The following is a 14,259-nucleotide window of genomic DNA, read 5'->3' as shown; positions in this document are numbered from 1 at the left end:
AAACACAATTGAAAAATTCTATGATTTCTTGAAATACATAGGAATTTATAACCATGTTGAATCTTTGATTCAATTGCTATCAATTATGCTATATAGTGTAATTATGTTACTAACAGAAGGAGTTGCTTATGACAATCATTTTTAAAAAAAAGCAGACAGAGGATAAAGTTCTTGACATGCCTAAATTTAATCTCAACAATTCAGGGAAACCTGTCAGTTCACCTCAAAACGTAGTGCTTATCTTAGAATCATTTGAATCTAAGATGACATTATTAGGTTACAATGAATTCACAGGAGCAGTTGAAAAACTAGATAAGACACCTTGGGGAACTCTGAAAGGAGAATGGGATAGCGAAGACACTTCTTTGTTTTTGGTATATATTGATAAACAGTTTCACTTTACTCCTAAAAAGGATTATATTGAAGATGCTGTATTAGAAGTGGCACGTAGACGGAAATTTAATCCTGTAAAAGAGCGAATTGAAAGCGTTGAGTGGGATGGAGTATCTCGTGTGAAATACTTCTTTCAAACACTGTTAGGGTGTGAGAATAATATATACACACGTGAGGTATCCAAGATGTTTTTAACAGGTCTAATTGGACGTGTATATAAACCAGGTATCAAATTTGATAATGTACCTGTCTTGATTGGTCCACAAGGGATAGGAAAAAGTACAGTAGCTCGTCGTTTATTGCCTGATGCTTTTACTGATACTCCTATTTCATTTGGAAAAACACAAGAAGACTATAGGGTGCTTAAATATGTATGTGTTGTAGAGATTCCAGAATTACAGGGACTAAAGCAGAGTGATATAAATAGAATTAAGGGATTCCTTAGTGCTTCATACGATATGTGTAGGGAATTGTATAAAACTCACAAAAGACAACCAAGACATAATGTATTTATTGCAACTGGAAATTCTAAAGCATTTCTCAGGGATTTTGAAGTTGAAAGAAGATTCTATCCTTTGAATTGTGGAGAAATTGTTGTTGATGAGCATCCAATGAATGTTTCAGAAGATTACTTCTTACAAATTCTTGCTGAAGCTAGATTTCTATTCTACCAATATGGAATTATGTTTCCAAGTAGAACGACTTTAGAAAGATTGGAAGAGATTCAAAGCGACTTCAAAGAAGAGGATATAGAGAGAGAACTAATAAATGAATTTCTGGATGAGTTTATTGTACCTGATAATTGGAGAAATTATACTCTATCTGAGAAGAGGGAATACTACCGTATATGGAAGGGATATGAGGAAGAAACCCGAGAGTATTGGAGCGCAAAGGAATCAGGCTTAGTGACTGTTACTTACACAAGTGAACTAGCTTACATACTGTTTGATGAAGACACTGGTAGAGGACGAAGTAGTAAACGAGCTTCGAAAATCCGTGAGGTATTGGATAATCGTAATGACTTTGAAGTCGTTAAGAACAAGCGACCTTGTAGCACATGTAGTCCAACACGTGTCTATGAACGTCTAGAAGCTACAGAGTAACTACAGGCAAAAGTGGCTATAACACTAGCTATTTACTCCTTTTGTAGTATTGTAGTATTATTCTTGTAAAAATAGTTATAATTATATAATAAGGGTAAGTAGAGAAATGTCTTGCTACATTACTACAAAGTATGAACGACTAGCCCGCCATGAGCGAAGGCAAAGGAGTGAAATACTTTGTTAAGTACCAAATACGCCTAATTTATTCCATGGTCTAATTGACAGCAAGAAACAAGGCACTCTCGTACAAATGAACTGTCCATCCGAAAAACTAAAGCCTTTCGTCTGAGACGTTCTTAGCGTACTTTGTGCCTACTTACTGTCAATTTGCTTTCACGGCATAAAGGCGTATGCTTATGAGATAAATTAGAGAATAAAACTAGCTATTTAAAGAGGTTTTACATTATAGAATTTCATGTTTTTGTAGTGTTGACTTGATTCAGCTATCAGTTTTTACTGTACAATAGTATTAATTTCTCTTTCTGTGTTTCTGGTTAGTAATGCGCGTGATAATGGGATTTCTAAGGGTCGATTAAAAAATAGAATAGTAATGGATGTATGTGAATTTTGCTGTTCACCGATTAACTCTCTATATCAAAAATATGTTAGTAGTGTGGAATTTTCTGAAGGAGGTTCATGTGATATAACGGATATACAAAATCCCTGCAATGAGTAATTGCAGGGATTTTCAGGTAACTAGTAAAACTTTGTAAGTATAGAGAATGTTGTTTTAGTCTATTTTGTAGTAGACAGCTTTTTCATCAGATGGATGTGTTTGAGTAATGATAATTCTAGTTTTACTCTTATCAGTTGGGTCTTCGATTGATATTATTTGGTTATTCTCAAATCGTTTCATAGGTATACTTGTTCCAGGGGGATATACTCCCATTGCAGCTCCTATAGGTCCTGAGCTAATACTAAAACCTATGTGTCCATCGCTTCCCATGCCTGATTTAGCTATCTGTCCTCCTTTTACTAAACCATTCTTATTAAATACTATTTCATGTCCTAGCTCATTCCTCCAAGTACCAGCTATACTAGAGTAGTCTCCATGTAGAATAGCCTGTGTATCAATTTCTTGTGTTGTATTTTCTGTGTGCTTTTCTTCTGTGGGAGTCGTGATAAGTGTGGCATCAGTAGCAACCCAGAATTGAAATTTTTCAGAGTCTTCCATGATTTTGACTGTGAAAGTAACGGTCGCTCCTTCTTGCCATCCCTCAATCATAGATTTCTTAATTTGTACTTGTACACCAGTCATAGGAGCATTACTAGCTTTTACCCAAATAGTATGGTATGTATCCAGAGCTTTAAAGTGTCCTACGTATGCTTCCCAAAACTTTTGGCGTGTTAGTTCTGCTGTGAAGCGATATAGTTGACCAGTTTTTAACCTACCATCGTTCTCCATGTCTCGAAGCTCTTCCGCTGTCGTATCTATTATACTATCTGCAGTTGAACTAGAGCTTGTGGTAGATGTGCTGGATGAAGAGCTGGATGATGCAGAGGAACTAGAAGTAGTAGAGGAGCTTTGTTGTGAAGATTGACTATCTACGGTTTCTATATTCCTATCTGGATGTCTAAAGAATAAAAAAGTAGCTCCTATAATGGTAAGAAGTAGAAGTGTAATTGAGGATATAAGAATCCAAAGCTTGTTGTTCTGTGGTAGAGGACAAACTACTACGTGATTCTGATTTTGATAGACTTCAACAATATCATTTAATTTAGGATGGAAAGTTAACTCATTTATAGGAACATTTAGAGTCTCATTTGTGTGGAGTCGAATGATAACATGTGTATCTGAAATGTGAATAATTTGGTTATATATTTTCTTTTTCATGTAGTATTAGTTTTCATACATATAGGCAACCATAAGAGGTAGTGTTTTTGTGGCTTTGAAGACCGTTTCATAACTTTGTCTCCCTTTTACTAGTCCGTATAAGGTTATATGGTCATCTTCGGCTATGACTCTATTGTTGTATTCAGAAGGAATAGAAACCAAAATAATTTTATCATAGTCATCATTTATGGCTACACGCAGTGTATAGGCTTTCCCATCTTCCATAGCTTGTAAAACTTTACCATATACTCTTACTTTAGTATCTACGGCTATTTCATCATGATTCCACTTGTTATAGTCTACTTCACCATAATTTGCTTTATCATTATCTACAGTAATCTTAGGTTTTGATGGTACTGAGGATGATGAACTAGAGCTACTCTCTCTAGATGATGAAGGTGTAGTAGAGCTACTTGCCTTTGAAGAAGATGAAGAGGTGGAGCTACTTTTTTTGGATGATGATGAAATTTGTTTTGATGTTGTTTGATTGTTTAAAATTTGTTCTTTAGTATTTATAAAACTTATAACAATAATTACAAACAGTAGTAGTAGAGTGACTATAATTCCTATTTTTTTAGATTGGCTCTTTTTCCCTATGTTGTTCTTTTTGATATCGACTTTTATGACAATACCTTCATAAACTTCGACATAATCACCTATTGCAGGTTCAAAGTCACAAGATTCAATAGGAATTTCCTTTAAGCTTCCATCTTCATAACCTATATAAGCAGTATCTTCAGTTATTTTAATAATTTTCCCTATGTTCATTAGTAATCTCCTATTTTAATATTCCAGAAAACTTAACTTCATCAGGTGCCATTACATAACGATTCACAGCGATTTCTTCTCCACTGAGGGTGTAGTAGAATCTAGGGCTATTTACTCCGTGGGATTTAGCGATTTTATATAAAGATTTGTTTAACGCACTGATTATTGCTCTAAGTTCTTTGTTTGAATACGAAGCATTATTTTCTGTGAGAATGATTCTGATGCCAGGTGTTACAGATGTTTTTTCCATTTCAAGCATATTTGCCCCTAATTGCGTATTTACTTTATCTACACCTTCTTGAATAGCATTATAGAAAGCATCTAAATCTACTTTTCTGTTTTCTTCATTAGACTTTTTCTCAGATTCTTTAGATTTTTTCTCTGCTTCCTCTTTCAATTTTTTCTGTTTTTCCCGTTCTTCTCGTTCTTGACGCTCTTTTTCTTCTTCTTTAATCTTTTCGATTTGTGTATTAAGTTTTGATGCTACTTTAAATACACGATTAGACAAGTCACTGAATTTGTTCTCGTAATCGGTTTTGTATGTGTCTTTTAGATGTTGAATTTCCTTTTTAACAGATGACAATTCACTATCCTCAGAAACAAGCTTCAAAGCTTCCTCTAACGTTATATTTGGTTTAATATTTGTTGTGTCATTTTCTAGTGCTTCAACTAGCTTAGTAACACGTTCTGTATCTTTAGAATATTGTTGCTTATGATTGCTTGATTCCATACAAGCATAAAATAAAATTAAAAGAGGAAATATCAATGTAAATCCTATAATGTATTTAAAAATCTTGTTCATGCCTACTATCCTAATTTATTCCTTTCTTATAAATGATTCAATCACTTCAACACTAGCTTGACTTGCTTTCGGTAATATGTCATATACTGTACCATTTGTGAAGTAAGTGAGATTGGGTATTGTTTTGAATCCTACGGTTGTTTTAAAGTTATTCCAACTTGTCTTATCTATATGCTCACTATCCAAGTAATACACAGTTGTCTCAGTTTTATCCACTGCTTTTGCTAGTTTTGGAGCAAATTTTTGACAATATGGGCAACCTTCTCTACCTGTGTATAGGTAAAAGCTTTCTTTATGTTGTATTTTCTGTTCCACAGCCTCTAAACTTATCTTTTGGAGTCTCTTTATAGCTATCTGGTATTCTGTTTGTGGTAGAGTAGTTAAGTATGCTGTGAATGTGACGATTATAATAAGTAGTAGTGACAGTAGAATAAGAACTTTTTTACTATTCATCACATCCGTATCCGTCTTTGTCTCTATCTAGCCATGGACCATATTGTGGGTCACTAGCAGGTATGTTTACACGTCCTGCTTTTCGTGCTTCCTTACAGTTTTTGAACGGTCTTAAATTTGATTGTGGAGCAGGTGTAGACGATTGTGTAGGAGTAGTTGTAGTGTGAGATGAAGCTTGTTCTTGCTCTTTTGCTCGTGAAGATGCTTTCTTTTCCTCCTCTTTTGATTTGGAGGCTTCAATACTTGCTTTTTCCTCTTCTTGTGCTTTTTCTGTTTTTCTCACTTCACTGATTACTAACGAGCCTTTATCGATTGAATCATATTTTTCTAAAGATACTGTATTTCCCGTATAGACCATAAGTTCATTCATTTTCACAGCTAGTGATTCAGGTGTACGAATAAGAAGCTTCTTGCCTGTTATGCTGTACTCACGGTATTCATCTTTTTCTTCAATCCCAATTACCTCGGCTTCAACTTCGTAGAGTTTATCTGTGTTAGAGAGTTTGTGTGCTATCTCTCTCACTGCTTTGGCTCGTAGTATGATTTTAACTTGTGGTGTATTTAGATAAGCGTCTACAGCTATATGTCCAGTTGGAGACCATTTTTCTATTTTAGAGCTAGTTTCACTACTAGATGATGAAGTAGAGGAAGATGAACTAGACTGTTTAACTTGTGAAGACTGTTTGACAGAATCACTAGCCTTAGTTTGAACTTGTGAGTGTTTAGTGCTACCGCTAGTTAATAGTGTGAAGAACAAAACGAGGATAAGCAATAGTACAATACTACCTATAATCTTTTGTTCTTTGCTCAATTCCTTGAGCTTTTTAATCATATATATGACCTCCTAAATATTAACTTTACTTAATGAAATAAAATAAATATTTCCTAATAGTTATAATTATATCACACAAACTTTAACAATAGAATATGTTTCTAATTAATATTAAACTATAGAGAATGTAAACCTGATTGTTTAATCTATAAGATAGATAGTAGATTTAACATAGAGGGTGAAGGAATGGATGATATATTAGAAACTATAAGTAATCAGATACGAGATTTACGAGTTTCAAAGAAGATTACACAGCAAGAATTAGCAGAAAGAACAAATCTAAGTGTTCCTTATATCAGTCAGATAGAGAATAACCACAGAAACATCTCTTTGGAAACTTTTGTGAAGATTGTTGATGCTTTAGAAGTTCCATTGAGTGATTTTTTCTTACCTTATTCTGTGGCACAAGATACAGAGATGATGGAACTATTATTGAAGATTCAGAAACATCCACAGCATAAGATGATTGTTCATAAGGTGATGGAAATACTTGAATTAAGCCAAGATAGTTAGTGATAAAAAAGTACTAAAGTGTAATTTATACTAAATCTATCTAATCGTAGACGGTTATGTTATTCAGATAAGGAATTAGGTATAGGTTGTAATTTTAGAATGGTTTTTCTTTGTTGAAGAGGTCGATTAAAAAACAAAAAGAAAAAAGAAAGCACTGAATCTGAATATCCAGTGCTTATCTATTACCTTAAAAAACGTGTTACTAAATCCATTCCCCATTAGCATTTACAGTATAACCGTCAACTGTTGTGCTAACTGCTAATGCTCCTGAACTATAAGAGTAGTACCATTTAGTGCTAATTTGATACCAACCAGTCTTCATAGAACCTGATTCAGTTAGGTAATACCAAGTTCCACTTTGTCTAAGCCAACCAGTCTGCATAGAACCAGAGCTATTTAAGTAGTACCATGTACCAGATTGATTGAGCCAACCTGTTTGCATAGCTCCTGAACCATTTAGATAATACCAAGTTCCATTAACTTTTTGCCAACCTGTTTTCATAGAGCCTGAATCAGTAAGATAGTACCAAGAGCCTCCTTGATTTAACCAACCTGTCTTCATTTCTCCATCTTGTGCTAAGTAATACCATGCACCATTTACTTGAACCCAACCAGATTGCTTGTTGTTTGATTGGTCATAGTAGAACCATTTACCATTTTCTTGCACCCAACCTTGTTGCTGTGTTGTAGCTTCTTTTTTATTAGTACTTTCGTCTACTTTCTTTTCCTTCAGTTCATTCTCTTGTTTTTTTAATGGTTCTTCAGATTTTTTAGTAGGAACTTCTTCAGTTTTTACTGTAGTATCACTCTTAGGCTTTTTCATTCCCTCTTTAATTTTTTCGAGAGAGTCATATCCTCTACGTTTATTAATTTCTGCCACATAGGAAGCAAAAACGTGGTCCCCACTTTCAAAATTTTCTTTGGTAGTAATGGTAACTATTGTTGAGCCATAAGTTTTGCCATAATGGGCTTTAACAGGGTCTAATACTTTTCCAGTTTCAGGATGATACCAAGCAAGTTCTCCAGTTTCACCCCAGTAGAACACCCCATAATGATTTCTGAGAACATCTCCCACATATTTTAAATCTTCTTCGTTTACATATTTTTTATCTGTAATTAGTTTTTCTCTATACTCAGCTTCTTTTCTTTTTTCTTCTTCTGACCTATTTCTTCTAGCTTCTTTACGTTCTTCTATATATGCCTTATGTTTTTTTGCTTCTTCCTCTTTTTCTTTATCAAATTCTTTTTTGATTTTATCAAAACTATCATACCCTCTAAGTCTGTTCGTCTCAGCAATATATACACCCCAGACTAAATCTTCATCATCAAAGCGACTACTATAATGTATTTTTTCATATTCGGTTACGTTTAAAGGGTCTAATATAATTTCATCTTCAGGCTTATACCAAGCAAGTTCTCCATTTTTACCCCAGTAGAATACGCCACTATTTTGAGCAATTTTTAAACCACTAAATTGTGCATCATAAGCGTCTTTTTGATACTTTGTCATACCATTTATTAGTTTACTAATTCTTTCAGTCTCGCTTTTATTAATTACATGGTCTGCTGACACAGACTCCACACCAGCAAAGACTATAAATAGTGCTATAAGAGCTGTAATAATTATGTTTTTCTTTTTCACTTTAAATACTCCTTTATTTTATAATTTACTCTAAGCAATAAAAAGTTAATTAGACTCAATTACTTAAATATAAATCGTAGATAATTGTACTATAAACCAAGTAATATATGCTAGATTTTCATAAAATGCCTCCTGTTTTATATTTATGTTTAAAATATTATTAAACACTACCCTAATTATACCACAGACACATATACATTAGTTAATGTTTTTAGATAATTTTTAACCAAAGTAAATTTAGATATACAGCCTTAATCTACAAGATGAATAGAGTAAAATAAAAAGCACCTAAACGGTACTTCTTACTTGCCTACTGAACTCATCACCATGAAATTTGTACTCCTTTTTGTCCACCCTGGAGTAAAGTTTAATCTATTTTATTTAATATGTAAATTCTAAAAATACTACAGAATCAACATTTATAAAGCATATCAAAGTGTAATTTATACTAAATCTATTCTACAACAAAATGCTTTAATTTTAAGAAATATCTTACAGAAAGCCTACAACAGTGGGCTTTTTGCTTTGTCTTAAAACGTTGATTTCTGGGTTTGTCATCATTTTTGTCATCACTTATAACGAGCTCACAGCTTTCTCATAAAATGAGACGGCTGTTTTTGCTTTTTCTTTGGAGAGATGACTGTAAGTGTCCATAGTCATAGCTAATGTAGAATGACCTAGACGGTGTTGTAATTCTTTATATGGTATTCCAGAGTTTAGCAAGAGACTAGCGTGTGTGTGTCTAAAACCATGGAATCCAATATTAGGTACACCAGCATGTTTGAAACGTGTGTTTAAACGAGTTGATAGTGTTTTATTGTTTGGGTATTTATGAATAAAATCTGAGAAGACAACAGTTTCAGTCCGACCAAGTTTCCAAGCTTCTTGCCTTTGTCTTTTTTGATACACTTTTAAGACCTCTATAGTTTGTGGGTCAATATCAATTGTGCGATAACTTGCCTTAGTTGCTAGCAGAATGACAAGGAGATAGAAGAGATAAAAATGTCTCTTAATTCCTTACCAAATGGTATGGAGAATGGACTTGAACCAAGAGCGAACACCGAGAAAATGCAAAAAAAGCACCTAGAATAATCTAAGCGCTCAAGAGTAGTGGACGGTGTGCCTGTCCCGTCATCTCAAACTATGAAGTTGCGTAGCGACACTATCATTTCTACCTCACTTCTCTTTAAACTAATTATACTATAAGGAATACCAGTGTGACCACTAACCAAGTAGAAAAGAAACTAAAAAGCATTAAAAATTTTGAAAAAGCAATTCAGAGACTAGACTTAGAATTGAAGATAAGTGATTGTATGATGTAGGACGTGAGATATTCGCAAGACGATTTATAGATAGATTAAAGCTATTTCAGTTATATGAGGTACTAGTCGATTTTATCAGTAATTTCAATTTCCTTTATTTCATCTTCAAAGAGTTTTGTCCATCTGGTTCCAGAATTAACAGATAATCCATCAAGTTCTTCATCATAGACATCTTTGTCTTCGTAAAGAGCTACGCCTTTAAATATTTGGCCATCAATATCGGTGATTCTGACAACCTTATTATTAAATTTTCTAAGATCCATCAGTCTCTCCTTTCAGTCTGTTATATTATTGGAATTCCATTAACATAAGCTTCTTTAGCCTCCGCAAGGGTCATTTCATTAGGGCCACCATCTATATTAGTTTCTCCTGTGTTTTGCCACTGACAGACGTCACAGATGTCATACACTGCTGTAACAGTCCCACATACTGGACAATGGACATATTCTCGACCATCAATGATTATCAAATTCTCTTTTCCAGTCTTATTCATTTAAGGTTACTCCCAACACTATACAAATATATTAGCTATTTCAATACACTACTTTTTCAATATCATTGATTGTAATTGTTATGGTATCCCAGTCTTTCGGGGAATCTCCTATGTCAGCAATAAAAGTATCTTCACTTAACTTTTCGACAATTGTCGCCGTTTGACCGTTTTTTAACAACACTGTATCAAATTCTAGAATTTTTACGATTTTTCTCCTTGCGTAAGCTTCTTTGGCTTCGGCTAGAGTCAATTTATTTGGGCCACCGTCAATATTTATAATACCTGTATTTTGCCAACGACAGACGTCACAGATATCATAGTCCATAACTTCAGTTCCGCAAACAGGGCAATTTAACCATAAATATCCATCAATAACCCAAGTTTTTTTTGATCTATCCATATAAATCCCTCCTCCATAAACTCGCCAAACCAGTCTTTTTGGTGAACCGTGAGTATCAACTCACCTTTCCATCATTATACTGCAAATCGATGGGGATTACTAATAATTTAGTGTGTTTTCTAGATGTGGTATGATAGTATTATTAGGTAATAAAAAAAGGACGTTTGACCGTGCTAGTTTCTTGCCTGCTGAACTCAAGCACAGCCTGCGGCTAGCTTCCTAGTTTGCATTTTGATTTTCATTGAGTATAAGAAATCAAATCATGAGAATTAAAGAGATAGAAAAGGCTACTTACCATTTTCTAAAAAGCTATCGTAATGGTAGCTTGTTGATTGAATATTAGGATAGGAAAGTTTATAATGAAGTTAAAGTAAAGGAGGTTTCGTTTTAGATATGATGATACCACCAAGCAAAGAGCTGTTGATTTTTTATAATCAAATTCATGAGTGGGTAGACCAAGTTTATCCAGACCAAGATAAACCTTCTTTATTGTTTAAGAAAGCACTCCCCACTCTATTTTAGATTTATTTGATAGTATTAAATCGAAAATTGGTTTTGATTCCCTAGAACGCAAGTATTGAAATAATAATTATGGATAAATTAGTCATGAAAAATAAGATAATTGATGTTTATAAAATTGCGAATCGTCTTGTTTCAATTACTGTTTAGAATCCTGATTTTTCAGATTTGAAAATCAATCATTTTGTAAGAATTGGGGAAAAAGAGTATAGGGTACACAGTGTCCCTATGATTCATTCAATTCCATTTAGTTTAGATACTTTTACAATTGACTACACAGAGGACGACTTGGTGAATAAAGTGGCTGTATTTAGGAGATTGGATAGTGACTCTTGATGAATCAATTAGAAATTGTAGTAAGAATCTGGTCTTTTTAATAAAAGGCATATAAGAAATGATAGGAAAAATCAGAATAATGACAGATTGTAATGAGAATGGATGCGATGATTTAGAGTTGCAAGATGGGATGTGTGACTCCGTTACAGCAGAATCTTTTCTTGAAGGATATAGTGATTTTTACAAAGAGACTGAAGAGTCAAAAATATGGTGGATTGATAAAATAGATTCCATAGGAGAACATCTATTTAGCTTTGATCGGAAAAAAATTTATAACTTATTTGAGGACTATCCTTATAATATGACTGAAGAAGAGGTTGAAATTTTTGATAGTGAAAATCCTTTTTGGAGAGATTTTTTCTACGATAGGAAATTATAAGTAATCCATTTATATTTGGCTTTTTGAAAATAGGGCTAATAGAAAATAGAGGTATCTAAAGATGATTAAAATTTCAATTAGTTTGTTACTAGATGCGATTGAAGATAACATAAACGACGAAGAGCTTCAATCTATCGATTTCGAGAGTCATATTAGAAAAATTACAAAAGAATTTAAGGGAGAAAATGGTGAATTCTTAGTAAAAGAAGAAGCGTTTGAAACACTACCTTTAGACAGAGATAAAAAGGATAAAATCATTGAGCAAATAAAGCAAAATAGTCAAAATGTTTTCGAAGACGATTTCGATACCTTGTTGCAATTATATTTTTGAGAGCCAAGAATAATTCCAGTGCCTTATTTTACACTAAATAGAAAATGACAAAGATTGATAAACAAATTATTACGATGTACAGAATAGAAGATAGCTCGTCTAAGAGGCAGTATTCTATTGTGAGTGGAGCTTGTAAAGGTATTGCAACTATCGATAAAACTACTTTGGAATATAGCTATGTTGGAGATGATTTAGGACAATTTGCTTCGTTTGTCAAAGATACTTTGATTAAAAGTATTAAATTAGGAAAAGAGTTACCAGATAAATTTTCATACGGTTTTGGATAAGTTGTGGAATATCTTATATAGGAGAATCAAGATATATTATGGCAATATTTGATGATTTACGAGCATTGTATGACAATGGTTGGGACGCTTCTTTTGATTATAAGAATCAAGTATGTGGTATTTTCCCTAATTCTGTTCATGATATTTTAGTGGTGATTGGAGATAATGAATATAAAGTGTCATCTTTTGATGAGTTAATTTCTTTACAGATTAAAGGGAAAACTTTGCTGGAAATCATGAGTGAGGTGGAAGTGCAATATGGTTGAAGGATACTAGAGAAAAGATAGGTAATAAATTTAAATGCACGGATTGAAAATTGAGAAAAAAGTGCTATAATGAAGACATGAAGGATAGAGGTTGAGAATCTGTCACCAACGCGCCACTTATAGTGGGTCGAGAAATGCAGGAGCCCCGACAGTCCTGCCTATCCTTGCAAATCAATCAGCCCTTAGCTATGAATCTAGGGGCTTTTTGCTTTGTCTTAAAAGCTTGATTTCTGAGTTTGTATAGAGATTTGCTAGTAAGGTTATTTGTGTATCTAAGTCTATCTATGCCAAGAATTAAGCGATGTTGATGATATAAATCTGGTATGATATAATGTTTTGGCCCCCTCAATTTAAGGAAGGGAGGTGTTATATATGCTAGAATTATTTTCCCTTTTTCTAGCTCCGTTACTTGTTAACGTACTATCTGAGCTTTTCAAGCTATGGATAAAGAGACGTAGCAAGTAGCATTTAACCCTTTTAGAGGGTAGCAAAAAACCCCATCGGTGGCACGGTGGGGCTTTTTAGTTATATATGCTAGAAGCATTATTTTCCCTTTATGCTTTCATTCTAACACAACTCCCCCGATATTTCAAGCTTTTGTTTTGATATTCATCAGAGTGTGTTTGTGGTTTGAGTCCGCTTCACTGAAATTAGCACACGCGCTACCAAGTTCCATTCTACAGCAAAGAAATCAACTCTTTTCTAGGGGATTTCCGCCCTCATTTTTGTCTTTTGTGCTAAAATAGACTTATAAATTGAAAATAAGGAATGTTTATGAAATCAGGTAATGGTTTTTGGAAAGGCTGTCTCTATTTTTGGGGCTTCTTGTTCTTATTGGGCCTTTTGGTTCAATATGCTCTCCCACTTGCGGCTTGTGTCCTGCTAGGCTATGGTGGTTATCGTCTCTATAAACGTTGGCGCTATCCTCTTTTGCAGGATCGTTCGCTCGATGATCGGATTGAGCTTTTAAAAGCTCGGATTCGTCAGGCGGACAAGGATATTCAGCAGTTAGAGGGAGTCTTGGTAGAGAAAGGCTCAGATTCCTATAAGAGTTTGGCTAATCAAGTATTGATCGAACTGAGGGAAATCCATCAGGAGGCGGATCGTCTCAAGTCCTATATCGATGCTGATGTCTACAACCGTATTGACAAAAAGGTTCGTACAGTAAGGGCAAACATCGATGTTCAGCTAGAACGTTTGGATAGAGAAAGTCAGGTAGATCTTGAAAATGCGGAGCCAGAGGAACTAGCTCCAGAATTGTCCCAGACCTTGGCTAATATTGCCATTGACCATCAGGCAATTTTAGATAAGATTGCCACCTCTGCTGAGGGGGATAAGGAAGAATTGACTGCCATTCATAGTTTGAAGATGGAGAAATTCCAAACGATTTTAGAAGGCTATTTAAAGATTAAGGCCAATCCTAAAAACTATAATCGAGCCGAAGAACGTTTGCAACAAGCTAAAGCAGCTATCGAACAATTTGACCTTGAGCTGGACCAAGTCCTGAGAGAACTCAATGAAACAGATATGCGTGATTTTGATATCAGTCTGCGTATCCTAGAAAAAGATCGTAAAGAATAGGTTAG

Annotated in this window: 15 protein-coding genes and 2 pseudogenes; 7 read left to right on the top strand and 10 right to left on the bottom strand. The window is 34.2% G+C overall.

Going from position 1 to position 14,259, the window contains the following annotated elements:
• Positions 1-128: 128 nt before the first annotated feature.
• Positions 129-1,496 (top strand): VapE domain-containing protein, encoded by a 1,368-nt coding sequence (locus JQ843_RS05250; protein WP_203213065.1) that lies wholly within the window; start codon positions 129-131, stop codon positions 1,494-1,496.
• Between the two features lie 730 nt (positions 1,497-2,226).
• Here JQ843_RS05250 and JQ843_RS05245 read toward each other — a convergent pair.
• The 5 genes from JQ843_RS05245 to JQ843_RS05225 are packed head-to-tail and all read right to left on the bottom strand — an operon-like array spanning position 2,227 to position 6,185.
• On the bottom strand, positions 2,227-3,330 hold the full coding sequence (locus JQ843_RS05245; protein WP_203213064.1) for a DUF6287 domain-containing protein: 1,104 nt from the start codon (positions 3,328-3,330) through the stop codon (positions 2,227-2,229).
• 6 nt (positions 3,331-3,336) lie between these two features.
• On the bottom strand, positions 3,337-4,098 hold the full coding sequence (locus JQ843_RS05240) for a hypothetical protein (RefSeq protein ID WP_049499264.1): 762 nt from the start codon (positions 4,096-4,098) through the stop codon (positions 3,337-3,339).
• A gap of 10 nt (positions 4,099-4,108) precedes the next feature.
• A complete protein-coding gene (locus tag JQ843_RS05235) occupies positions 4,109-4,900 on the bottom strand; it encodes a hypothetical protein (RefSeq protein WP_203213063.1) in 792 nt (263 codons plus the stop codon).
• A 15-nt stretch (positions 4,901-4,915) separates the two neighbouring features.
• On the bottom strand, positions 4,916-5,353 hold the full coding sequence (locus JQ843_RS05230; RefSeq protein ID WP_203213062.1) for a DUF6568 family protein: 438 nt from the start codon (positions 5,351-5,353) through the stop codon (positions 4,916-4,918).
• The gene (locus JQ843_RS05225; RefSeq protein WP_203213061.1) at positions 5,346-6,185 is read right to left on the bottom strand and encodes an excalibur calcium-binding domain-containing protein; all 840 of its coding nucleotides are present in this window, start codon (positions 6,183-6,185) and stop codon (positions 5,346-5,348) included. The genes JQ843_RS05230 and JQ843_RS05225 overlap by 8 nt, the downstream gene beginning before the upstream one ends.
• 186 nt (positions 6,186-6,371) lie before the next feature.
• Here JQ843_RS05225 and JQ843_RS05220 point away from each other — a divergent pair, with 186 nt between their 5' ends.
• Positions 6,372-6,698, top strand: a complete 327-nt coding sequence (locus JQ843_RS05220) for a helix-turn-helix domain-containing protein (protein WP_033682885.1) — start codon at positions 6,372-6,374, stop codon at positions 6,696-6,698.
• 202 nt (positions 6,699-6,900) lie between these two features.
• Here JQ843_RS05220 and JQ843_RS09860 read toward each other — a convergent pair whose 3' ends face one another.
• The 5 genes and pseudogenes from JQ843_RS09860 to JQ843_RS09645 form a co-directional block, all read right to left on the bottom strand.
• A complete protein-coding gene (locus JQ843_RS09860; protein ID WP_274380309.1) occupies positions 6,901-8,340 on the bottom strand; it encodes a hypothetical protein in 1,440 nt (479 codons plus the stop codon).
• A 573-nt stretch (positions 8,341-8,913) separates the two neighbouring features.
• A pseudogene (locus JQ843_RS05210) lies at positions 8,914-9,306 on the bottom strand (site-specific integrase); the annotation flags it as partial.
• Between the two features lie 418 nt (positions 9,307-9,724).
• Positions 9,725-9,925 (bottom strand): hypothetical protein, encoded by a 201-nt coding sequence (locus JQ843_RS05205; protein ID WP_203213060.1) that lies wholly within the window; start codon positions 9,923-9,925, stop codon positions 9,725-9,727.
• Between the two features lie 20 nt (positions 9,926-9,945).
• Positions 9,946-10,155, bottom strand: coding sequence for a CPCC family cysteine-rich protein (locus tag JQ843_RS05200; RefSeq protein ID WP_050391010.1), 210 nt, complete (start codon positions 10,153-10,155; stop codon positions 9,946-9,948).
• Between the two features lie 214 nt (positions 10,156-10,369).
• Positions 10,370-10,555: pseudogene (locus JQ843_RS09645) on the bottom strand (CPCC family cysteine-rich protein); the annotation flags it as partial.
• A 985-nt stretch (positions 10,556-11,540) separates the two neighbouring features.
• Here JQ843_RS09645 and JQ843_RS05190 point away from each other — a divergent pair.
• The 5 genes from JQ843_RS05190 to JQ843_RS05170 all read left to right on the top strand — a co-directional run bounded on the left by JQ843_RS05190 (position 11,541) and on the right by JQ843_RS05170 (position 14,254).
• On the top strand, positions 11,541-11,789 hold the full coding sequence (locus JQ843_RS05190; RefSeq protein WP_203213076.1) for a DUF7675 family protein: 249 nt from the start codon (positions 11,541-11,543) through the stop codon (positions 11,787-11,789).
• Positions 11,790-11,850: 61 nt separating this feature from the next.
• On the top strand, positions 11,851-12,120 hold the full coding sequence (locus JQ843_RS05185; RefSeq protein WP_125420735.1) for a hypothetical protein: 270 nt from the start codon (positions 11,851-11,853) through the stop codon (positions 12,118-12,120).
• Between the two features lie 44 nt (positions 12,121-12,164).
• Complete coding sequence (locus JQ843_RS05180; RefSeq protein WP_203213078.1) at positions 12,165-12,407, top strand: hypothetical protein; 243 nt, start codon at positions 12,165-12,167, stop codon at positions 12,405-12,407.
• A 38-nt stretch (positions 12,408-12,445) separates the two neighbouring features.
• Positions 12,446-12,673 (top strand): 16S rRNA processing protein RimM, encoded by a 228-nt coding sequence (locus JQ843_RS05175; RefSeq protein ID WP_203213058.1) that lies wholly within the window; start codon positions 12,446-12,448, stop codon positions 12,671-12,673.
• A gap of 774 nt (positions 12,674-13,447) precedes the next feature.
• Positions 13,448-14,254: a coiled-coil domain-containing protein gene (locus JQ843_RS05170; protein ID WP_203213057.1), complete on the top strand. Its 807-nt coding sequence runs from the start codon at positions 13,448-13,450 to the stop codon at positions 14,252-14,254.
• The last annotated feature ends 5 nt before the right edge of the window (positions 14,255-14,259 follow it).

This window comes from Streptococcus mitis (assembly GCF_905187495.1).
GTDB lineage: Bacteria > Bacillota > Bacilli > Lactobacillales > Streptococcaceae > Streptococcus > Streptococcus mitis_CU.
Note: the sequence above shows the minus strand (reverse complement) of the source record. Positions and strands in the feature narration are given on the sequence as shown.

What these genes read in the sequence shown, in the direction of transcription:
- JQ843_RS05175 (WP_203213058.1), top strand. Translation starts at nt 12,446, where the DNA reads ATGGCAATATTTGATGATTTACGAGCATTGTATGACAATGGTTGGGAC.
- JQ843_RS05220 (WP_033682885.1), top strand. Translation starts at nt 6,372, where the DNA reads ATGGATGATATATTAGAAACTATAAGTAATCAGATACGAGATTTACGA.
- JQ843_RS05250 (WP_203213065.1), top strand. Translation starts at nt 129, where the DNA reads ATGACAATCATTTTTAAAAAAAAGCAGACAGAGGATAAAGTTCTTGAC.
- JQ843_RS05230 (WP_203213062.1), bottom strand. Translation starts at nt 5,353, where the DNA reads ATGAATAGTAAAAAAGTTCTTATTCTACTGTCACTACTACTTATTATA.
- JQ843_RS05240 (WP_049499264.1), bottom strand. Translation starts at nt 4,098, where the DNA reads ATGAACATAGGGAAAATTATTAAAATAACTGAAGATACTGCTTATATA.
- JQ843_RS05185 (WP_125420735.1), top strand. Translation starts at nt 11,851, where the DNA reads ATGATTAAAATTTCAATTAGTTTGTTACTAGATGCGATTGAAGATAAC.
- JQ843_RS05235 (WP_203213063.1), bottom strand. Translation starts at nt 4,900, where the DNA reads ATGAACAAGATTTTTAAATACATTATAGGATTTACATTGATATTTCCT.
- JQ843_RS05170 (WP_203213057.1), top strand. Translation starts at nt 13,448, where the DNA reads ATGAAATCAGGTAATGGTTTTTGGAAAGGCTGTCTCTATTTTTGGGGC.
- JQ843_RS05190 (WP_203213076.1), top strand. Translation starts at nt 11,541, where the DNA reads ATGTGTGACTCCGTTACAGCAGAATCTTTTCTTGAAGGATATAGTGAT.
- JQ843_RS05245 (WP_203213064.1), bottom strand. Translation starts at nt 3,330, where the DNA reads ATGAAAAAGAAAATATATAACCAAATTATTCACATTTCAGATACACAT.
- JQ843_RS05200 (WP_050391010.1), bottom strand. Translation starts at nt 10,155, where the DNA reads ATGAATAAGACTGGAAAAGAGAATTTGATAATCATTGATGGTCGAGAA.
- JQ843_RS05180 (WP_203213078.1), top strand. Translation starts at nt 12,165, where the DNA reads ATGACAAAGATTGATAAACAAATTATTACGATGTACAGAATAGAAGAT.
- JQ843_RS05225 (WP_203213061.1), bottom strand. Translation starts at nt 6,185, where the DNA reads ATGATTAAAAAGCTCAAGGAATTGAGCAAAGAACAAAAGATTATAGGT.
- JQ843_RS05205 (WP_203213060.1), bottom strand. Translation starts at nt 9,925, where the DNA reads ATGGATCTTAGAAAATTTAATAATAAGGTTGTCAGAATCACCGATATT.